Raw genomic sequence first — 21725 nt, 5'->3', positions numbered from 1 at the left:
TACAGATCCTTCATATGATTATCTTATAAACCAATACAAATATTAAACTATAAGTCTATAAAGGCTTATCTTTTTTAAAACCATTGTTTATAAAAAATACAGTATTAACAGTCTTTGCAAAGATAGAATAGCCACATTGCCTTAAATAATCAGCTATTTTATTGTTTTCAATTTCACTAAAACTATTTCCTAGAATTTCTATCAAAACTATTTTTGGTTTATATTTTTCAAAATTATTAGATTTTAAAACCATAAAATCTAAGCCTTCAACATCTACCGATAAAAAGTCTATATCCTGGTTTTTTGGTAAATTTCTATCAAGAACATCCTCAAGTGTTGTAGTTTCAATATCTCTTGTAAATTTTATAAAATAATTTTCCTTTTCATACTCTACTGCTAACTCCTTTGAAAAAGTATTTAAAGCAGGTTCATTAAAGGCATAGTAGGTTAAAATTTGTTTTTTATCAGAGATTGGCTTTTCTATATTTATATCTCTTGGACGAAATTTATCAAAAGCAATCATACTGCCGGGCATGGCATCTATATTAATACCTCTCCATCCTTTTTTATAAAAATAATATGTATTTGAAAAACGCTTGGGATGATGGGCGCCCACATCTACATAAAAACCAAATTTCTGTCCTCCAAACAACCTTCTCAAAATCATATCTTCACCCTCTTGGGAATATGACTTTGTAGCATATCCATCTAAATTATTATTTCTAAACTCGATAATCTTTTCTTTTACTATTTTTGGCAAAAATTTTTTACATATTTTTTGTAGTGACATTTATTCTCCGCTCTGTTTAATGGCCGATACAGAAAAAATAGGCTGTATGTTGTCAATTGGCTTAAATCTAAAATTTCTTGTTATAAATACGGAAGTCGTCCAAGTATAATCATTTATAGGACCAAAACCATGAAAATCTATCTCTATAAGGTCTAGTTTTTCTCTTAAATATTTTGATGTTTCTCTAAACCAATCAGAATTATCTAATATCACAATACCCCCCTCCGATTGATAATTTAAACATCTTTCAATTAAATTTGAGCATTGAGGTCTTCTGATACCATCTATTATAACTACATCAAATTTTTTATTAAAATCTAATATAGATTTTTCGTACTCTTCACTATCTTCTCTATATAATAAAGTTTGATTACTACTGAGACTAGAATTTACTTTTTCAAACCATTCTTTATCATGTTCAACAGAAACCACATCTTTGGCCATTTTAGCCCAGTATATTGATGAGTTACCACTTCCAAATTCAAAAACAGATTTTTCAGAAAAATCAAAAGTGTTTAAGAATTCTATAGCGGGATACGTATACCAAGGTATTTTATTTCTGAATTTATCAACACAATCCCAGTTTTGTATGGTTTGGTATTGAGAATAATCACAAGCCAATATTTTGAAATTATTCAATTGCTTTTTAATTCGTGTAGGAATAAATTTCCCTATTATCTTTCTAGTCACCGTATTCTCCTTTTTGTTTTTTTAGACTTCGTTTCTATAGGTATATAAAAAATTATTTGCCACAGTATGTTTAAATGCTCTAAATAATACTTGTTCGGTTACTTTGGGACTATTTAGAATACTACTATTTATAAACTCATACTGCTTATATGAATCCACAAAAACATCATTAATTGAATTTTCCAGATCTATCAGAAAATATTTATCAAATAAAATAAAATACAATCTTGCTCTTTCTATTGCATCATCACTAAGCCTTTGTAAATTATCTATGGTTTCCAAATTTCTCTTATACTCATCTATAGTCATAGAATTTATAGTAGTTTTTACTTCTTCCATAAAATTTGATGCGGTAAATACTGGCACACCAAAGCAAGGTGCTTCAAAAGCGATCGATCCAGTGCAAGTAAAACAAGCGTCTGCATACTTAAATACAACATTATTATTTATTTTTTTATCCAGGTAAATAAACTTGGCTCCATATTTAGTATTTATTTCATCAACAACACTTTTCACAGTAACATCACATTTATAAAAATGTTCAGAAGGATGGGCTTTTACGTAAAAATTATGTTTTAAAGTTTTTTTTGACAATAAAATCAAAGTCTCATATAACCAAGTGTAATAATCCGAATAAAGAGTTTCAAAATATCTAACGGCATCAATAAAAGCATGCGAATATACAAAAAAGTTTTTACCTTCTTGATGAACTGCATATTTGGATTTTAATTCCTCAATGCTATTTATGTCTGTATTCAAGTATACATTTGCATTATCAATATCTTTATAATTTTTCCCGCTAGTTCTAAGTAGCATAATATTCTCATATTCTTTTAATAATTCTTCTTTGGGAAATTTAGAAAATATTGCTACCGTATCATTTTTATAAAGAACTCTTGGCTTTTTAATATGACCTTTTGTGGCATTTTGTACAGTCAAATAACCAAGATTTACTGTATCACCATTATAAAATTTTATATCTGGATCAACTAAGTAAGCTACTCTAAAAAATATCCCATAATCAGCATACACATCATGAGATAAAATAATATCAGTAATTTTATTTTCTACCAATATATCTTTGTATCTATAAAATAATATTATAGAATTAAATATATATAATAAAAACCTTAAATCAATTTTTCTATAAGTAGGTAAATTTGAAAATCTTAAAAACTGATCATAAATCAGGTCACCTATTTCAATCCCTTCACAAACTATGCTCCAGCCATATGTTTTTTTATATTTAAAGAATTTAAAATTTTTAATTAGGAATATCAATGACATATATCTATATAAAATATTTTTATATGTATACACAGATGTAAATTTATTTATGCCATATACTCTTGCTAAGTATTTCATTTTAATATCAGAATTGTGCTGGAGTAAAGCAATGCTATTTGTGTTTTTTATGTTTTCTAAAAGTAAATTTCTATTGCAGATATTATGAACCATTGCTGGATAATCAGAAAAAAATTCCAGTAAGACATTTCTATCTGATTTTACAGAGTTAGAGTTTTCCTTAAAATATATAGTTATATTTGAGAAATCAATTTTTTTAAGCTGTTTAACTTTTGGAATGGCCTTCAAATAATAAATAATATAATCTAAAAAAGTTCCCCTTTTAGATAAGCTTAATATATGTTTAACATATTTAAGTATCTTCATAAACTAAACCCATCATCAACTACAATATTTTGCCCATTTACATATCTACTCATATCACTCAGCAGATAAACCAAGGTGCCTTTTAAGTCACTATTGTTTAACATACCCTTGTTTAGGCACTGATCTTTATATTTCTCCAAAAAAGGCTCTGGCTGGTTATCAAATATACCGCCAGGACTTAGCGCATTTACCTTGATGTTCATCCCTTTAAAATACTTTGCCATATATTTAGTAAGGTGTATAAGCCCTGATTTTATGGCAGCATATTCAACCGGCATAGTCATTGTTGTGTTCTTATATATTTCAAATTTTGGAGCAACCACGCCATAGATCGAGCATATATTTACGATATTTCCATATCCTTGCTCTTTAAAGTATCTTGCAAAATGCTGAGATACGGCAAAATAACCACCCAAATTTAGTCCCAAATTTTCTATAAAGTCACTATACTCAACATCAAAAAAGTGCCTTCCATAGTTCTTGTTTCGAGGGTACGCATTATTTACTAATGCATCTATCCTTTTATACTTATCATGCAAATATTTTATACAAGCTTCCAAAGAGTCTTTAGACGTGATGTCAAGTTTTACAAAGTCTATATTTTTTGAATTTAGCTCTTTAGATAGCGCCTCTTTTGCCTCTTGTCCTATTTTTTCATTTATATCCGCGATAATAGCTATGCCGTTGTTTTCAACAATAGCTTTTATAAATTCTTTACCAATAAGTCCAGCTCCACCAGTTACAACTACAACCTTGTCTTTAAGCATTATCATGTCTCCTTATAAAGTTCTTTTGTTACATTAATATGTTTTAATATTTTATCGAAACTCTATGTATATTTTTAAATTCAACTCTTAGCACGGATATAATTTTTACTTAAATTTTAATGACAGCATAAAGTTTTAGGTTTAAAAACGATTTTAAGCCCAAAATACTTACCAATTAAATCATTTTTATTAAAATACTCTTAAAAAAGCTAATGATTTATATATTAACCTATTTGAAAATCTTTTCCAACTTCAAATTTAGGGGTCCATACACCATCTCTTTTAAAGAACAGATCTTTGTTAGCCCATTTATCTATAATATTATTAAACTCTTCCTTTGTTAAATCGTAATACTTTAAATACCCATCTAAATATATTTCTGGGAATATACCATCGTATTTAATCACTAACTCTATTGCTTCTTTTCTAGAAATAGCGCCTCTTCTAATATCAATACCCGCGTCCTGCGAAGCTCTGCCAAAACCAAATTTTAAATACATTAGATATGTATGTAAATCATATAAACTTGTGTCGTTTTGTGAATAATCGTTATAGGTAGAGCCTTCCTGAGATTTCTTACTAGCAAGACCACAATATTTTTCTGCTATTTTAAAATTTCTATATGAATCCCAAGGTTCAAAATAAGACCAATATAGACTTAGCACATTACTTTTACCAAGAATAAAATCCTCGTCAAATTTATACATTTCCAAGTCATTTTTATCTATTCCACTATTAAGTATTCTATTGTATGTATCTGATAACAAAATATTTTTAACAAATTCAAAACTTCCATACGGCACGTTCTTGTTTTTAGTAGAACCTCCATATTCTATTTCTCCATTTTCACCATAAAAAATCATTTGTATATTAAATTTTCTTGCTATTTTTGGGATAAAAGCTTGTATAATTGTTTGCCACCCTAGCATTGGTCTTCCAAACTCAATAAGTCCAATTTTATCAACTTGTTTTAAAACTTTCAAATTTGGTCTTATTGTAATATTATCATACCCCGAGGATATAAAATTTGTTAGATTTTCTTCTCCAATATCAAAAACTATTCCAGGCTTTACCGTTACAGTCAAAGGATTTAAACCATATTCATATTTCAACTTATATGAAACATAAGAACTATCCTTTCCGCCACTAACTGGAACAATACAATCGTATTGACCATTAGATTTTTTATGTTTATTTATTATTTCTATCAATTCTTTTTTTCGATTATCCCAATTTAAAGATTTTTTTTCTTCACTCCATTGACAAGCATTGCAAATTTGATCTTCATTAAATTCAATTCTCGGTCTAGTAGACATATTCAAGCACTTTTTGCACCAAAAAATTTTACTCATCTTATTTCATCCTTCCATTCTTTCCTTAATAGCCCATAAAAGACACCATCTTGATGAACACCATTAACATAAATACTTTCTCTTTGTCTGCCCTCTTCTTTAAAATTAAATTTCTCAAAAAGTTTTCGCATACCAGTATTATTTGTAGCACACCCTCCCCATATCCTATGTAGGCCAAGTATTCTAAAAGAATAGTCTAAAATTAACCCCATTGAAAATGTACCTATGTTTTGACGTTTGAAGTCTTGCTCTCCAATCATTATGCCAAATTCTCCAGATTGCCTAAAAAAATCAATTTTGTCTAGTTTTACTGTACCAAGAAATTTTTTACTACCTTTATGATAAATAAAAAAGCCCTGAGAATTTTTTGATGCGAACCTATTAAAACTATTTTCTATAAAATCTAAACTATCATTCATTAGCAATGATATCGAATTAATATATTCTATATTATTGTAATCTTGTATCCATTCTAAATATTGCCCTCTTAGGGTCAAATTATCTTTTTCTAAAATATATGGTCTTAGTTGTATTATTTCATTTTCCAATATCATTTTACTCTCCCTTAATTAAATTTTCTAAACACTGGCTTGATAGGGCTACCTACTAAATATCTTTCATATCCCTCATTAACTGCCTTTCTATAAACTTCAAAAGTTTTTTCTAGTGCGTTTTTAGTCTTTGTAAGTTCATTTTCTCCGTGAGCATAAGAAAGTGCCACCCAAGGAATAAGCACACCATTTTTGATCATTTCTTGAGAAAAAAGAGTTCTTAGCCCTAAAGAATTTTGACCATTTTTATCAAAGGTCAAATAGTACGGGCTGCACTCGATCCCGCCTGCTACGAAATTTCTTTCAATTTCATATTTTTTTGCAAGCTCATTTATTATAGAGATTAGTCTTGTGCCATAGTTCCAAATATACTCAACCACATTATGTTCTTTCATAAATTTCATAGCCGCAACAAAAGCACCTAAGCCACTCATCTCTGCACCATGTGTTGTTGATAGCAAAAAGACTCTCTCTTTTCCTTCAAATTCTATGCTGCCAAGCTGCATTATCTCTCTTTTTCCGGCTATAGCCGCAACTGAAAATCCATTTGCCATTGCCTTTCCAAAAGTGCACAAATCAGGCTTAATATCATAATAATATTGAGCCCCTTTTAAATGCCATCTAAAGCCAGTTATCATCTCGTCAAGTATAAATACTGCTCCATTTTTATGACACAGGTCTCTTACTTTATGTAAAAAGTTATCTTTTGGGTGTTCTGTCGCAGCTGGCTCTAAAATCACACAAGCTATTTGATTAGGAAATTCATCAAAAAGCCTCTCTAAGCTTTCAATGTTGTTGTAGCCAAATGTTTTTGTGCCTTCAGTGTCCTTTTGCGGTATGCCCTTGGTAAGTTGCGTTGAGCCAATAAACCAGTCATCATAGCTAAAAAATGGGTGCTCTGCGCATCTTGCAACCAGCTCCCTTCCAGTGTATGCTCTACTAAGTTTGATAGCTGCTGTTGTTGCTGTTGAGCCATTTTTAGTAAATTTAACCATATCAACACTATCTATCATATCTATTAATAATTCAGCGGCCTCTAGCTCAATCATACTAGGCTTAGTTAGATTGTTTCCAAATTCTATTTGCTCGATCGCAGCTTTGTTTATTTCTTCATTCGCGTAGCCTAAATTTACAGCCCTAAGCGCCATTCCATAGTCCAAAAATTCTCTACCATTTTCGTCATATACATATGCGCCTTTCCCTCTTTTTAAAATTTGTGGAGCATTGGCTGGATACTGATCAAACCCTCTGCTATAAGTATGCGCACCGCCAGGTATTGCTTTTAATAATCTATCTTGATAAGTCATGTCTTCCCTCGCTTATTTCTTCTAGTCTATATAAGTTCTGCAATACTCTATAATCATCTTCTAGCCTATTTGGGTATGTCAACACCTCTCCGTTTTTAACCTCTTTTATACCATTTATATAATCTTTTAACTCATTAATATATGGCTCCTCCGGATTAATATATCCGCTTTCTACTGTTCCTGTACCAAATTTTGTCCTATTCCAATTATTCATATTGGTATTTATATATCTGAGTTCATTATTATCTGCACTATAAACTATCTCACCATCTGAACCCAATATTCTCATTTCTCTAGTAGCTCTAGGTCTTGATACTACTTCAATAGTTAAATTTCCTAATACATTATTTGAATGTTCTAAAATACAATGATATATATCATCTATATTAGCATTAATATCTGTTATTTTTTTTCTCACACACGCCAGTGGTGTAGAGTCACCGAAAATATCATTTAACCATGTCAATTCAAATGGAACTATTTCCCTACAACCACCGGTATCAGAATTTGAAACATAAAAATCTTCTATTTTTTCCCAAGGGTGCCAATCTGGCAAATACTGACCGGTTTGATAGTTATAATTAAGGATTTTACCTATTACTTTTTTATTAACTAACTCTTTTATTCTTATTGAAATAGGATAATATTTCATTGTGCAAGATGGTGCTATTAAAATTTTTTTATCTTTTATTCTTTTTGACAATTCTAAAATTTTTTCAGCTTCAACAACAGAGGCTTCTATAAAACAGTTAATATTGTTTTTTTCAGCCAAATATGCATAATGCATATGCATATTTGGTGGAGTAGATACTATGAATACATCTGGAACAAATTCAGCCATTGCTTTTTCAAGGCTATCAAAAGTTTTAATATTATATTTTCTTTCTACTTCACTCCTTCTATCATCTCTTGGCTCAAAACCAGCAATACTATCTTTATAACCAAGCGCAATTAAATTTCTAATCCTTCTCTTGCCCATTGAACCCAGACCGATTACTAAAAAATTCATTTCAACCTCCATTCGTATTTCATTATATTTTCGATTGCTAAAAAATCATATATATCATCTATTTCATAGCATTGATATCTCTTTATCTCATAAAAAGTATTTCTTTGTGTATAAAATGTTTTTTCTTCTATGAAATTTTTTATTTTAACTATATAAGCAACCCCGTAAGGAAAATATGCCTTTTCGTTGTCCTGTCGCCTTGTAGTAAATTCGAGCTCCTTGCAAAATGGTACAATAGAATCATTTTCTACAATTTTCTTCATGATAGATGGATGCTCGTGCACTTCCCCTATACTAGATATTGAGTCAAATTTTTTTTGATTATCTATGATTTTTTCTATCATCATATCTATATCACAAACTTCTCTCAAAGGCGATGTAGGCTCTAATAAAACGATATAGTCAAACTCTTTTTTTAATTCATTTTTATAATAATCTATAGTGTGTTTTACAGCATCAAAGGTTGTGGCGGTATCACTTGCCAACTCACTTGGTCTTAAAAATGGGACATTTGCGCCATACTTTTTTGAAATTTCTGCAATTTTCTCATCGTCAGTGCTAACCATGACCTCATCTACATATTTACTTTTTAGTCCAGCCTCTATGCTCCACGCAACAAGTGGCTTTCCGCATAATTCTTTAATGTTTTTTCCAGGCAAACCCTTACTGCCTCCTCTTGCCGGTACAATTGCTAAAAAACTATTATTTTTATACATTAAAAAACTTCTTTATACTCTTCATTTGCTCTTTGATATTCTTCCATACGTCCGATGTCAAGCCAATACTCTCTGATCGGGAATGATATAACATTTTTACTTAATTTTATAAGCTTTTCAAATAGCACAGGCATGTCGTAAAACTCATCTTGTGGAATAAGATCTAAAATTTCAGGTGAGAGCATATATATCCCAGCACTTACAAAAAATTTCTGCACTGGTTTTTCTGCGATAGCAGTTATTTTATTATCATTCATCTTTACCACGCCGTAAGGTACCTCATAGTCGTACTCTCTGACGCACATTGTGGCTGTGGCTTTATGTAGCGTGTGATAGTTAAAAATATGCTCGAAATTTACATTTGTAAGAAGATCACCGTTCATAACAAAAAATGGCTCACTTGGACGCTCTTTTAGCAAGCTTAACGCCCCTGCTGTGCCCATCCTTTTTTGCTCTAAAACGTAATCTATATTTACGCCAAATTCTTTTCCGTCGCCAAAATAGTCCCTAATGATACTGGCATTAAAATTTACACACATCGTGATATTTACAAAGCCATACTCTGCAAATTTATCGACTATCGTTTGAAGGATTGGTTTATTTCCGACTTTTAACATCGGCTTTGGCATATCTTGCGTGAGTGGTCTAAGTCTAGTACCAAGACCTCCTACCATCAAAATAACTCTATTTGTCTTAATCTTTGGCTCAACAAGCTCTTCTATCTCTTTTAAGTCTAAAACTATTCCATTATCATCTACTATTGGTATCTGGTGAAGTTTTTTAGATAACGCTATCTTTAAAATTTCCTCTTTTGTACTAGAAATTTTTGCAACAGCCGGCTCTTTAAAAACGATCGTCTCTATAGAGCTATCAAGGTCCAGTCCTCTTAATATACCCCTTCTTATATCGCCATCTGTTAGTGTCCCAAGAAGCTTATCATTGTCATCAACAACTAAAGCTATCTGCATAGCTCCGCTATCTATAATCCCCAAAGCTTCCTTTATAGTAGCATTTTGTTTTAGCTTTATGTTTTTTATATTTTTCATTATTTATATCTTTACGTCATAAAATTTCTTTTTCAAAATACCATCAAGCTTGATCTCTTTTAAAATTTTAACCATTTTTTTGCTTGGATTGCCACCATCATAAGGATTGATCGTATCTTTTAAAGTTTGCTCAAATTCTTTTGAGTATGCTTTTTTTATAGCGGCTAAAATTTCCTCTTTTATAGGCCTTGTATCTATTACGCTACTAGCTCTAGCACGTCCTTTTTGGCGGTCGCCTATATTTATGGTGGCCTTTTTAAAGCTTGGAACTTCCAAAAGGCCACTTGAGCTATTTCCCAGGACGATATCAACAAATTTTATCGCGCTTAGATATCTTAGCTGCCCAAGCGATGCAAAAGCCACTGCTTTTTGTGAGTTTTCGTTCACATACTCATCTATCATTTTATTTATCACATCGCCATCTGTGTCGCTATTTGCTTTTGTAAAGATAAAATTTGTATCATCTAGTTCATCAAGTGCTTTTAAAAGCTCATTAAACTGCTCTCTTGCACTACTATTTTCAAGTGTAGCTGGGTGAAAAGTGATGAGGATATTTTTTTTAGCAAGCTTAAAATTTATAGACTTTTCAAACTCATCTTTGTTTAGTAAATTTAGCTTTTTTATATTTTCTATGCCAGGGCCACCAACATTAAAAACTCTACCAGGCTCTTCACCAAGCTGAATTATGCGGTTTGCATACTCATTTGTAGCTGCAAAATGTATATGGCTCATCTTTGTTATGCTGTGTCTAAAAGCTTCGTCAAATGCTCCTTGTGTGGTCTCACCGCCATGGATATGTGCCATTGGTATCTGCATGATACTAGCAACACCTGCTACACCAAATATCTCATATCTATCGCCAAGAAGCACCAATATATCGGGCTTAAGCTCAGCTAGTGCCGGAGCAAATTTCTCATAAACTATTGCCATCTCAGCGCAAATATCAAGACTTGTATGAGAACTACTTAAAATTTCTATCTTTTTATCTATCTTAAATTCTTTTTCTATCTCTTTGTATGTTAGTCCAAACTCAGGACTTAGGTGCATGCCAGTAACAATGAGCTGAAGCTTAAGCTCACTATCTGCCTCGATCTCTTTTAAGAGCCAGTAAAGCAGGCCATATTCAGCTCTAGTGCTTGTCACTACACAAATTTTTCTCATATCAGTTCATCTTGTTTATAGTCTTTTTGTGAAATTTGCCCAACCACCTCATCCCACCTCATAGGATTTATGCCATCTCCTGGGCGTTTTACGCAGATATTTTGCTCGCTAAAAATTTCACCCTTTTTTATATCTCGTTTTGCCACGATCGACTTTCTAGCTATTTTGATATTTTCACTCTCGCTTTTGCTAAAGTGTTTTAGTCCGTCTCCAAGCGCTAGCTCGATATTTCTAATGCCCCTAACCATAGCTGCTAGCTCATCTGGCTCAAGGCTAGCCTTATGATCAGGTCCGGGCAGGCTCTTATCAAGTGTAAAGTGTTTTTCTATGATCTTTGCACCCATGGCAACTGCTGCGATATCGACCTCTATCCCAAGTGTATGATCGCTATATCCGACCTCAAGACCAAAGGCATTTTTAAGAGTTATCATCGCCTTTAAATTTACATCCTCCATTGGCGTTGGATACTGCGTATTTGCATGAAGAAGGCTTATGTTTTCACGTTTCGTGCCACTTTTTACAAGTGCTTCTATCGCGGCTTCCACCTCGCCTAAATTTGCCATGCCAGTTGAGAGAATGATCTTTTTATTAAGCCCACCTATTTGCCTAAGATAAGGTAAATTTGTTATCTCGCCACTTGGGATCTTAAATGTGCTAAGCCCCAGCTCATCAAGAAGCTTTATGCTGTCACTATCAAAAGGAGTTGAGAGAAAAGTGATATTTTTTTGCTTGCAGTAGGCTATGAGCTCTTTATGCGTGTTCTCGTCTAGTTCAAGCTTTTTTATCATCTCAAACTGACTTTCATTTTTATCGGTAGTTTCTTTTTGATAACTAGCCTTTTGTGCGTTTTTTGAAACAAGATTTTGAGCTTTAAAGGTCTGAAATTTCACCGCATCAGCGCCGGCTTTGGCTGCTACATCGATCAGTTTTTTAGCTAAATTTATATCGCCATTGTGATTTACCCCAGCCTCAGCTATGATAAAAACCCTATTTGACATCAAATTTCCTTTAAAATTCTAGTTTTACGCCTTTATAAAAGCGTTTTTCTCCAAGCTTCTCATCACGCTAGTTCCGCCGCCTATGATAGAATTTTCGCCTATCACGATATACTCTTTGCTGGTTGCATTGCTGCCAAAGAATGTCCCATCTTGCACGACAACGCCACCATTTACCACACTTGCTGTTGAGATATGGCAATGATCGCCGATAGTTGCGTCATGTTCCACAAGTGCTTTTGTGTTTATGATACAGTTTTTACCGACACATGTACCAGCGTTGATCAAGGCATGATGCATCACCACGCTTCCCTCACCTACACATGCATGCTTTGATAGATATGCAAGTGGTGAGACTATGGTTGGAAGTATAAAACCTATCTCTTTTAGTAGAGCAAACAGTCTTTTTCTAGGCTCGCTACTTTTTATCTGTCCAACCGTCACCATAGCATTTTTGCATGATGTAAAAACCTCAGCCAGATCATCATCGCTACCGATGATCTCATAGCCAAGCACCTTTTTGCCAATATTTTCTGCCGTATCTATGATACCAATTATATTAAATTTAGCTTCGCTCTCGATGACATCTATCACACTTTTGCAGTGCCCGCCACCACCTACTAAAACTATATCTTGCACGGCTAGACTCTTGCGCTACTTGGGATATTTACTATCCTGTCGCTTAGAAATTTAGCATTTTTTAGCTCATCTCTTTGGCACTCCTTAAACATATCAAGCTCATTCATGAGCTGCCAGATAGGACGCGTAAAAACGCCATTTTCATTACTAAATTTCAAAAACTCATCTCGTTTTTCACGGCTTTCAAAGAGCACCGCGTTTAGCCAAAAATTCGACCTAGCGTCCGCTGGCTCATCTATAAATTTCACATCATCAAATTTAGAAAAATACTCTTTATAGATCATCGCAAGTTCGCGTTTGCTCTTTAAAAATAGCTCCAAATTTTCAAGCTGCGCCACAAGCAGGGCCGCGTTTAAATTTGGCAAGCGGTAGTTGTAGCCGATCTCGCTGTGGCGATACTCAAAAGGATGTGGCACCTTGGCCGTTGTGGTGATAAATTTAGCGTGCTTTGCTATCTCCTCATCGTTTGTGATGATAGCTCCGCCTCCTCCGCTTGTGACTATCTTATTGCCATTAAAGCTCATCGCTGCAAGCTTGCCAAAATTCCCTGTATGAGTGCCTTTATAGTAGCTACCAAGGCTCTCAGCGCAGTCTTCTACTAAAGCGATGTTCCAACGCTTGCAAATTTCAGCTATCTCATCTATCTTGCAAGGCAGTCCAAAAGTGTGCATAGGCACGCAGGCTCGCACTATCCTGCCGCTAGTTTTATTTACACATTTGCCGCCTTTTAGCTCGCAGTTTTTCTCCAAAAACGCACTAAGTGACGCTGGCGACATACCGAGTGTGTCAAGATCAACATCCACAAAAACCGGCTTTGCAAAAAGGTAGCTAATGGCGTTGCAAGTGGCTATAAAAGTAACTGGCTGGGTGATCACTTCGTCATTTTGCTCTACGCCAGCTAGTTTTAGGCAGATGTGAAGCGCGGAGGTGCCATTTGTCGTGGCAACTGCAAATTTAGCATCGACCATTTGAGCTAGCTTACTCTCAAACTCATCGACAAATTTGCCGACACTTGAGACAAAGCTAGAGTCGATGCACTCAAGCAGATATTTTTTCTCGTTGCCTATAAATTTAGGCTCGTGAAGCGGGACTTTGTCCTTACCAAAGGTGCTTTTTATAAATTTCAAAACCTCGTCAAAATCACATTTTTTCATCGAGATACTTTCCTGTTTCTTTATGCATAAAATTTGGTATAAGCTCGAAAACTTCGCGCAAAACGTCCTCTTTGCTCCATGTCAAGCTTGATTTTAAATTTAAGATATTGTTTTTGAAAATTTCTAACTTTTTGCTGTCAAAATTTGCATCATTTTTGACTATACCGATGTTTTGAAGTCTTTGCATGTCAAGTCTCTCGCCGTCAACGAAAAACTCCTCATAGTCCTTCTCTCCAGTCGTGTCGCTAGGCGCAAAAAGACAAGGGTAAAAGCCATCTTTTGGAAGCACTTTTGCAAGCTTTCTAGCCTCCTCCTCATTTTCACACAAAAATGGCTCGTAGCCTAAATTTGCTAAGTACCGCTTGGCTATCTCGCTAAATGTTATAAGGTCTAAATTTTCATCTAGTTTTGGGAAAAATATATCTCTATTGTCGCCAAAAATGGTGCTTAAAAGGCAGAGCTCGCCACTCTCTTTTGGCGTTAAAAAATAGCGTCTGACGTCGTTTGGAGCGACTATGGGCTGAGACTTTTCTATGCGTTTTTGAAAGCCAAAAAGAAGCGAGCCGTCGCTAAATGCCACGTTTGCGAACCTAGCCATCGAGACGTCGATCTCTAAAGAGTGCCTAAACGCAAACATCTCCATGATGCGTTTGCTAGCTCCCATTAAATTTACAGGGTTTGCGGCCTTGTCGGTGCTGACGCAGAAATATTTTTTTGACTTCATACCCATAGCTTGAGCCAGCGTTTTATCGGTGTTAAAGATATTTGTTTCAAGCATTCTCATGAGTGTAAATGGGTCTTTTTCGCTTCTAACATGCTTTAGTGCTGATAAATTTAACACGTAGTCAAATCCACCACTTTGCACTAAAAGTGCGTCAAACTCGGCACTTGCAACATCTATGGCAAAAGTTTTAAAGTCGCCACTTATATATCCAAACTCGCTTCTTATGTCACGCACTAGCTCAACAAGGTTGTTTTCAGAGATATCAACGACGTAGAGTTTTTTGGGGTCTCTTATAAAGATCTCTTTTGTTACGGCAGAGCCTATCGAGCCGGCCCCACCGATAACTAAAAAACTTGAGCTTGAAACTACCTCTTTTAGGCCTTTACCAAGTGCTTTTATGTCATCTTCAAAGAGGTTTTTTGTGCGTCCTATTAAGCTTAAGATATTATTCATATTATTTTTCCATTAGATAGCATTATTTTTCTATCGCATCTTTCAATTGTGCTTAATCTGTGTGCAATGATTAGCAATGTCTTATCTTGACTTGTTTCGTATATCTCATCCATTATTTTTGCTTCTGTTTCATTATCTAAAGCACTTGTTGCTTCATCTAGTACTAAAATTTCTGGGTCACTATATAGAGCTCTAGCTATTCCTATTCTTTGTTTTTGCCCACCACTTAACTGGATTCCACCATCTCCAACCAAAGTATCTATACCTTCTTTCGAATACAAAAAATCATATATATTAGCCTTTTTTAGAACTTCTATAATTTTTTCTTTATTGTATTCGTAGCCAAAGGCCACATTTTCTCCAACCGTGCCATCAAAAAGGTATATTGATTGTGGTATATAGCCTACTTTTGACCTATAAGATTTTACATTATCAGAGGTTAATTTCTTATCATCTATAACTATTTCACCACTAAGTGGCTTATATAATCCAATAATCAAATCAACTAGAGTAGACTTTCCGCTTCCACTCTCTCCCACAAAAGCAACTTTATCGCCTTTGTTTATAATTATATTGATATTTTCTAGAACCTTTTTATTTTTGTTATACTCAAAACTTACATTTGTTAATTCTATTTTGTTTTTAAAATCTATAAAATCTTTTCCTTCTGTTTGCGGAGTATAGCTAAGATCACTATATACAATATCAAGAGAGTTAGATAAAAACAAAATAGTATTATAGTTAGAAAGTATTCTGTTTAAAGCTGGAAGAATTCTGTATAAAGCTAGGGCATACATAGAAATAATTGGCAAAACAAAGTTTGCATCGTTATATTGAAAAAGAACATAGACAACAATTCCTATAAGAACGCTAAAGCCAATCGTTTCTAGAGAAAGCCTAGGCAGTTGGTTTAAGGTATTGCTTACAATATTGGCTCTAGCATAACCATAGCTTATGTTTGAAAATTCACTATAAAGTTTTTCTTCATTTTGTATAAGTTTTATAATTTTGAAATTACCAAATGTTTCATTTAAAATTTTATAAAATTTTGATTGCATTATTGACCTTTTTAAACCTTCTTTTTCTATTCTTTTTTTTAGAAAAAACAATAAAAATAATACTTTTACCCCCAAAAGAATAGTTAAAACTAGAGTCATTTTCCAATCCATTAAAAGCAATAAGGCATACAGCAATACTACAGTAAAAAATTCCGAGAATATCAAAAGTAGGCTTTGCATATAAAAAGAAAGATTTGAGGCTTCATTTACGATAGTCTTTATCAATTCTGCACTATTTCTTTTTACAAATCTTTTATAAGGCAAATTTGTATAGTTTTTAAAAAGCCTAAATGCAAAAGCATGAAATCTTCCAAACGCAAATTTATTAAGTATATAATTATAAAGCATTGAATAAGTAGCTCTAAAAATATAAAATCCTATTAAAAAAAATCCAAAAAATATCATAAAATTTGTAGCGGTAGAAAATTCAAAAAAATCATAAACTATTTTTGAGTATTTATTGCTAACTATTTTTGACGGATCTGATGCCAAAGTGATAAATGGCATAATAGCAGATATTCCAACAGTTTCAATAATCGACAAAAAAATACTCATAAAAATCAAAATTATAAAATTTTTCTTTTCTTGCCGTGTTGTTATTGCTAACAGCTTTTTTGGATTAGCCATTTAAATACCACTCATAAAGTGTCTTTATCCCATCTTCAAGCCCTACTTTATGTTTCCAGCCAAGAGAGTGGAGCTTAGATGGGTCCGTTAGTTTTAGCATTGTTCCATCAGGCTTATTATCATTAAAATATAGCTCGCCTTTAAAGCCAATTATACTTTTAACCAAATTTGCTAGCTCATTTATCGAGATATCTTTGCCTGTGCCTATATTTATATGTGTATTTCTTATTTCTTTGCTATTTTTATCATAAGTATCTTTAAAGTCTCTATTTTCCAGTAAAAACACGCAGGCATCGGCCATATCTTCTGAGTGTAGAAACTCTCGTCTAGGCTCTCCTGTGCCCCAAATTTCTACTCTATCTTTTGAAATACCAAATTTATCAAGATAAGCCATAGCTTCATTTATATCTCTTGCTTTTAGATCTTTTACTACTTCGCCAAATTTTTCTTCACTTAAAAGCTTTGCTAGGTGTATCTTTCTTATAAGCGCTGGCAATACATGCGAAGTTTCTAGATCAAAGTTATCATTTGGACCATACAAATTTGTAGGCATAACAGATATGAAATTTGTACCATACTGTAAATTATAGTTCTCACACATCTTCATGCCAGCTATTTTAGCGATTGCATATGGCTCATTTGTGTATTCAAGTGGAGATGTCAAAAGCACCCCCTCGCTCATTGGCTGTGGAGCATCTTTAGGATATATGCAAGTACTCCCCAGAAATAATAGTTTTTTTACCTTATGCACATAGCTTTGATGGATCACATTATTTTGAATTTGTAAATTTTCATATATAAAATCAGCCCTATACGTACTATTAGCCACTATTCCGCCGACCTTTGCAGCAGCTAGTACTACATACTCAGGTTTTTCTTTTTCAAAAAACTCACAAACCGCTTTTTGATCCATAAGATCAAGCTCACTATGAGTTCTTGTGATTATATTTTCATAGCCTTTTGATTTTAAATTTCTCACTATAGCAGAGCCCACCAGTCCCTTATGTCCTGCTACATAAATTTTGCTATTTTTATCCATTTTTTACTCGAAATAGCTCATTATCTCATATCCGCCATCTTTTAGATAGAGATCTTTTGTCATGAGCTTTAAGTCTGATTTCATCATATCATTTACTAGGTCTTGAAGGTTAAATTCTCTCTTCCAGCCTAGTTTTTTCTCTGCCTTACTAGGATCTCCAAGTAGCAAATCAACCTCTGTTGGTCTAAAATATCTTGGATCCACGCAAACCACAGTTTGACCAACGTTTAAATGAGACAAATTTAAATTTAACTCTTTTGACTTTTCAAAATTTAGTGAGTCCACAACTCCTACCTCGTCTACACCAGCCCCTTCAAATCTCAAATTTATACCAGCATAAGCAAATGCAAATTTTACAAAGTCTCTAACCGCTGTCGTTTGCCCAGTTGCTATCACCCAGTCTTCTGGCTGTGGGGCTTGAAGTATCATCCACATCATCTTCACATAGTCTTTTGCATGACCCCAGTCTCTTTTGGCGTCTAAATTTCCAAGATAAAGTTTGTCTTGAAGTCCAAGCGCTATCTTACTAGCTGCTCTTGTGATCTTTCTAGTGACGAAAGTCTCGCCTCTAACTGGTGATTCATGATTAAACAATATACCATTACAAGCAAAAATGCCATAAGCTTCTCTATAATTAACCGTTATCCAGTACGCATACATCTTTGCGACCGCATAAGGGCTTCTTGGATAAAACGGCGTAGTCTCGCTCTGCGGTGTCTCTTGCACTTTTCCGTAAAGCTCAGAGGTAGATGCTTGATAAATTTTAGTCTTTTTCTCAAGTCCTAGTATCCTTATAGCCTCAAGCAGTCTAAGAGTGCCTGTACCATCAGCATTTGCGACATACTCTGGAGTCTCAAAGCTTACATGTACGTGGCTCATGGCAGCTAGGTTATAAATTTCATCTGGCTGTACCTCTTGGATGATCCTTGTTAAATTCATAGAGTCAGTCATATCGCCATAGTGCAAGAAAAAGTTTCTATTATCAACATGTGGATCTTGATAAAGATGATCTATTCTATCTGTATTAAAAAGACTTGTTCTCCTTTTTATGCCATGGACTATATAACCTTTTTTTAGTAAAAATTCCGCCAAATACGATCCATCTTGGCCAGTTATACCAGTTATTAACGCTACTTTTTTATCCATAAATCACCTTTTAAAATCATCATCTAGGCGAATTATATCATCTTCACCTGTATATTCGCCGACTTGAGCTTCTATTAAAACCACAGGGATCTTACCTTCATTAGATAGCCTATGAATTTCACCCATTTTTATATAGATAGACTCATTAGGACAAACAAGTCTAGTTGTCTCGCCGATCGTCACAGTGGCACTACCTGATAGTACTATCCAGTGCTCATTTCTGTGAAAATGCTTTTGTAAAGATAGCCTTTTACCAGGTTTTACCTCTATTATTTTTATCTTATAGCCATCTTGATTTTCAAGAACAGTGTAGTTCCCCCATGGTCTGTTCGTAGTAAGATGAGCATTGCAAAGCTCAGAGCTCTCCTCTTTTAAAATTTCTACCACATTTTTTACTTTTTGGCTAGAGGATTTTTTAGATATTAAAAGAGCATCTTTTGTATCAACTATAGTTAGATCATCAACATCTATCAAGGCTATTTTTTTGCCACTAGATAAGACTAGGTTATTGTGAGAATTTATATGCACCAGATCGCTATTTATTGTATTACCATTGGTATCTTTTGGTAGCTGCTCATCCAAACTATCAAAGCTTCCAAGATCGCTCCAAGATGCATCTAGTGCTACCATTTTTACGATATCTGATTTTTCCATCACAGCATAATCTATGCTGTTTTGTGGGATATTTTGCATATCGGTAGTGTCTATTTTAATATCAAATTCATCTTTTTTTGCGTTATTGAAAGCTAGCTTACATGCTTCAAGTATCTCAGGGGCAAAAATTTTCATCTGATCCAAGAAAACACCTGCCTTAAAGACAAATATGCCTGAATTCCAGTAGAAATTCTGATCTTTTAGAAATTTAACTGCCCTTTCATGGTCTGGCTTTTCATAAAAAGCCTTTACATCACCACTAAAACTCTCAATATAGCCAAATCCAGTCTCAGGCGAACTTGGTTTTATGCCAAAAGTAACTAAAAAATTTTGTTCAGCCAGCTCTTTTGCTACCTTTACGCTCTTTTGATACTCTTTAACATCCTTTATCAAATGATCCGATGGCGTTACTAAAACCACTTCATTTGGATCAAGTGCGAGGCAAGACAATGTAATCGCTGGAGCAGTATTTCTACCAACTGGCTCAAGCAGATATTTGAAATTTGTGATATTTAAATTTTCTATCTGATCCATTGCTAAGTAGTAATGATCAACATTTGTTATAACAAATGTCCTATCGCAAATTTCACTATTTCGCAGTGCTGTTAGCTGAAAAAGAGACCTATCATCAAATAATTTAATAAATTGTTTTGGCATCAAAGTCCTGCTAATAGGCCATAACCTCGTACCAGAACCACCGCATAATAATATATTAGTCATAATTTATTTCAACTTTAAATTAATATTAAAAAATCTATTTAATTTAACCAAAAACTCACTTTTAAATAGATAAATTTAATGACCTTCACTCGCTAGAATAAAGCACCTCTCTCATCTTATGCGTTAGCTCCAGGCTCGCTTCGATCTCGGCGCGTTTTGCCATAACGCTTTCTATATTTATGCTTAAATTTAGCCCATTTTCATCGCCAAATTTCTTTAGCTCGCACCAAATTTCTTTGATGATCTCGCAGCTACTAGCTAGGTAGTCTGAGCTTAAATTTAGCCTCTCTTCGACCGAGCTTGGCACGCTCACTCCGAGCCATTTGATAAATTCAAGCGTTTTTGCATTGCCCGCTGTGCTAAATGTAAGAAATATCGGCTCACTTATCTTTGCAGCCGCGCAATCCTCTAAAAATTTATGCGCTAGCTGTGCGTCAAAGATCGCTTGCGATATGAAAAATTTAGCCCCAGCTGCGATCTTTTCACGCATCCTTTGTGGCTCATCGCCCTTTTTGCCGTGACGCTCTGCGATACAGACACCGCCCACTGCCAACTCTTTAAATTCGCTAGCGATCTCGTAAGCGCGAGCTAAATTTAGCCTCACTTTTTGCGTGCTTGAAGTTGCCCCCACTAGCACGTTTAAATTTGAGCTTTGAGCCTTAAGCGCTGCGCGAAAATCATCCTCGCCGTATCCGCTAGCCACACGGTAAAATATACTAGGAGTAGCGACGTTTAGGTACTTTTTGTAGTAAATTTCTGGGCTTAGCGTCCCACTAAACTCAAATGTCCTCTCGTTATCATTTCGCTCGCTCTCGTCTTGCACCTCGTAAAGCACGAGCCCGTCGGCCTTGATATCATTTATCCGCCCGCTCCAGCGTTCTGATATCTCACGCAGCTTTGCCTCTTCAAATTCAGCCTTTGGCGGCGTGAGACCGTATAGCACGAGCCCTTTTTCTTTATTTAAAATTTTCTCTTTTAGCATTTTCTCACTTTTGAACTAGATCAGCCCTCATCACCACGCCAACAGAACTTTTTGACGACATGCAGACAAACTCGTCTTTTAGGTATTTCGCGTCGGCTCGCCAAAAGCTCACGATATTTGCCACGTCGGCATTTTGCTTTTTAGCAGCTACCATATATCTTTTTATGACGGCGACAAAAGCCTCTTGGCAATAACCCTTTATATCTCCGCTATCAGTGATAAATCTTTGAACCTTTACATTTGCCTTGATGACGCTTTTATTTTGGTCATTTGAGCCAAATTCAAGCCTCACATTTTCAAAGCCTGCTAGCTCTTTTTTGGCGGCTTCTAAATTTAAAGTCTCGCTGATACTATAGATATTTGTTTGCTTGTACGCACCTTTGTTGAGTGGTATAGAGTGGCGTCCAGAACTACATCCGGACGCAAATATAACTAATATTATAAATAGAAAAATCCTTTTCATTTTTCAAATCC

The 21725-nt window shown here is 34.3% G+C and carries 21 protein-coding genes; all 21 read right to left on the bottom strand.

The features are described 5' to 3' along the window. Positions 1 to 55: 55 nt before the first annotated feature. Positions 56 to 790 (bottom strand): FkbM family methyltransferase, encoded by a 735-nt coding sequence (locus tag CCS77_RS00200; RefSeq protein ID WP_107916206.1) that lies wholly within the window; start codon positions 788 to 790, stop codon positions 56 to 58. Next, positions 791 to 1480: a class I SAM-dependent methyltransferase gene (locus CCS77_RS00195; protein WP_107916205.1), complete on the bottom strand. Its 690-nt coding sequence runs from the start codon at positions 1478 to 1480 to the stop codon at positions 791 to 793. Positions 1481 to 1501: 21 nt separating this feature from the next. Continuing rightward, positions 1502 to 3151, bottom strand: a complete 1650-nt coding sequence (locus CCS77_RS00190) for a hypothetical protein (protein WP_107916204.1) — start codon at positions 3149 to 3151, stop codon at positions 1502 to 1504. Continuing rightward, positions 3148 to 3924, bottom strand: a complete 777-nt coding sequence (locus tag CCS77_RS00185; RefSeq protein WP_236635276.1) for an oxidoreductase — start codon at positions 3922 to 3924, stop codon at positions 3148 to 3150. Before CCS77_RS00185 ends, CCS77_RS00190 begins: the two co-directional genes overlap by 4 nt. 218 nt (positions 3925 to 4142) lie before the next feature. Next, positions 4143 to 5270, bottom strand: a complete 1128-nt coding sequence (locus CCS77_RS00180) for an N-acetyl sugar amidotransferase (RefSeq protein ID WP_107916202.1) — start codon at positions 5268 to 5270, stop codon at positions 4143 to 4145. After that, entirely contained in the window at positions 5267 to 5824 is a 558-nt protein-coding gene (locus CCS77_RS00175; RefSeq protein WP_107916201.1) for a GNAT family N-acetyltransferase, read from the bottom strand. Before CCS77_RS00175 ends, CCS77_RS00180 begins: the two co-directional genes overlap by 4 nt. 11 nt (positions 5825 to 5835) lie before the next feature. Continuing rightward, positions 5836 to 7128, bottom strand: a complete 1293-nt coding sequence (locus CCS77_RS00170) for a glutamate-1-semialdehyde 2,1-aminomutase (RefSeq protein WP_107916200.1) — start codon at positions 7126 to 7128, stop codon at positions 5836 to 5838. Next, entirely contained in the window at positions 7112 to 8137 is a 1026-nt protein-coding gene (locus tag CCS77_RS00165; protein ID WP_107916199.1) for a Gfo/Idh/MocA family protein, read from the bottom strand. Before CCS77_RS00165 ends, CCS77_RS00170 begins: the two co-directional genes overlap by 17 nt. Beyond that, positions 8134 to 8853, bottom strand: a complete 720-nt coding sequence (locus CCS77_RS00160) for a cytidylyltransferase domain-containing protein (RefSeq protein ID WP_103638887.1) — start codon at positions 8851 to 8853, stop codon at positions 8134 to 8136. The genes CCS77_RS00165 and CCS77_RS00160 overlap by 4 nt, the downstream gene beginning before the upstream one ends. Then, a complete protein-coding gene (locus CCS77_RS00155) occupies positions 8853 to 9899 on the bottom strand; it encodes a nucleotidyltransferase family protein (RefSeq protein ID WP_107916198.1) in 1047 nt (348 codons plus the stop codon). Before CCS77_RS00155 ends, CCS77_RS00160 begins: the two co-directional genes overlap by 1 nt. Before the next feature lie 3 nt (positions 9900 to 9902). Then, positions 9903 to 11060 (bottom strand): UDP-N-acetylglucosamine 2-epimerase, encoded by a 1158-nt coding sequence (gene neuC, locus CCS77_RS00150; protein WP_107916197.1) that lies wholly within the window; start codon positions 11058 to 11060, stop codon positions 9903 to 9905. After that, positions 11057 to 12058, bottom strand: coding sequence for an N-acetylneuraminate synthase (gene neuB, locus CCS77_RS00145; protein WP_107916196.1), 1002 nt, complete (start codon positions 12056 to 12058; stop codon positions 11057 to 11059). Before neuB ends, neuC begins: the two co-directional genes overlap by 4 nt. Before the next feature lie 24 nt (positions 12059 to 12082). Then, positions 12083 to 12694 carry a NeuD/PglB/VioB family sugar acetyltransferase gene (locus CCS77_RS00140; protein WP_107916195.1) on the bottom strand — a complete coding sequence of 204 codons (612 nt, stop codon included), beginning with the start codon at positions 12692 to 12694 and terminating at the stop codon, positions 12083 to 12085. A 2-nt stretch (positions 12695 to 12696) separates the two neighbouring features. Further along, positions 12697 to 13848, bottom strand: a complete 1152-nt coding sequence (locus tag CCS77_RS00135; protein WP_107916194.1) for a LegC family aminotransferase — start codon at positions 13846 to 13848, stop codon at positions 12697 to 12699. Further along, positions 13835 to 15025: a UDP-N-acetylglucosamine 4,6-dehydratase gene (locus tag CCS77_RS00130; protein WP_107916193.1), complete on the bottom strand. Its 1191-nt coding sequence runs from the start codon at positions 15023 to 15025 to the stop codon at positions 13835 to 13837. The genes CCS77_RS00135 and CCS77_RS00130 overlap by 14 nt, the downstream gene beginning before the upstream one ends. Beyond that, entirely contained in the window at positions 15022 to 16710 is a 1689-nt protein-coding gene (locus CCS77_RS00125; protein ID WP_107916192.1) for an ABC transporter ATP-binding protein, read from the bottom strand. Before CCS77_RS00125 ends, CCS77_RS00130 begins: the two co-directional genes overlap by 4 nt. Beyond that, complete coding sequence (locus tag CCS77_RS00120; protein ID WP_107916191.1) at positions 16703 to 17749, bottom strand: GDP-L-fucose synthase family protein; 1047 nt, start codon at positions 17747 to 17749, stop codon at positions 16703 to 16705. The genes CCS77_RS00125 and CCS77_RS00120 overlap by 8 nt, the downstream gene beginning before the upstream one ends. A gap of 3 nt (positions 17750 to 17752) precedes the next feature. Further along, positions 17753 to 18895, bottom strand: coding sequence for a GDP-mannose 4,6-dehydratase (gmd, locus tag CCS77_RS00115; RefSeq protein ID WP_107916190.1), 1143 nt, complete (start codon positions 18893 to 18895; stop codon positions 17753 to 17755). A 3-nt stretch (positions 18896 to 18898) separates the two neighbouring features. Then, a complete protein-coding gene (locus CCS77_RS00110; RefSeq protein ID WP_107916189.1) occupies positions 18899 to 20269 on the bottom strand; it encodes a mannose-1-phosphate guanylyltransferase/mannose-6-phosphate isomerase in 1371 nt (456 codons plus the stop codon). A gap of 85 nt (positions 20270 to 20354) precedes the next feature. Next, entirely contained in the window at positions 20355 to 21251 is an 897-nt protein-coding gene (locus CCS77_RS00105; protein ID WP_107916188.1) for a methylenetetrahydrofolate reductase, read from the bottom strand. Positions 21252 to 21255: 4 nt separating this feature from the next. Continuing rightward, complete coding sequence (locus CCS77_RS00100; protein ID WP_107916187.1) at positions 21256 to 21714, bottom strand: hypothetical protein; 459 nt, start codon at positions 21712 to 21714, stop codon at positions 21256 to 21258. Positions 21715 to 21725 lie beyond the last annotated feature (11 nt).

The sequence above is a fragment of the Campylobacter concisus genome (assembly GCF_003048375.1).
Lineage (GTDB): Bacteria > Campylobacterota > Campylobacteria > Campylobacterales > Campylobacteraceae > Campylobacter_A > Campylobacter_A concisus_T.
The sequence above is the reverse complement of the archived record's forward strand: the minus strand, read 5'-3'. Positions and strand labels throughout refer to the sequence as shown.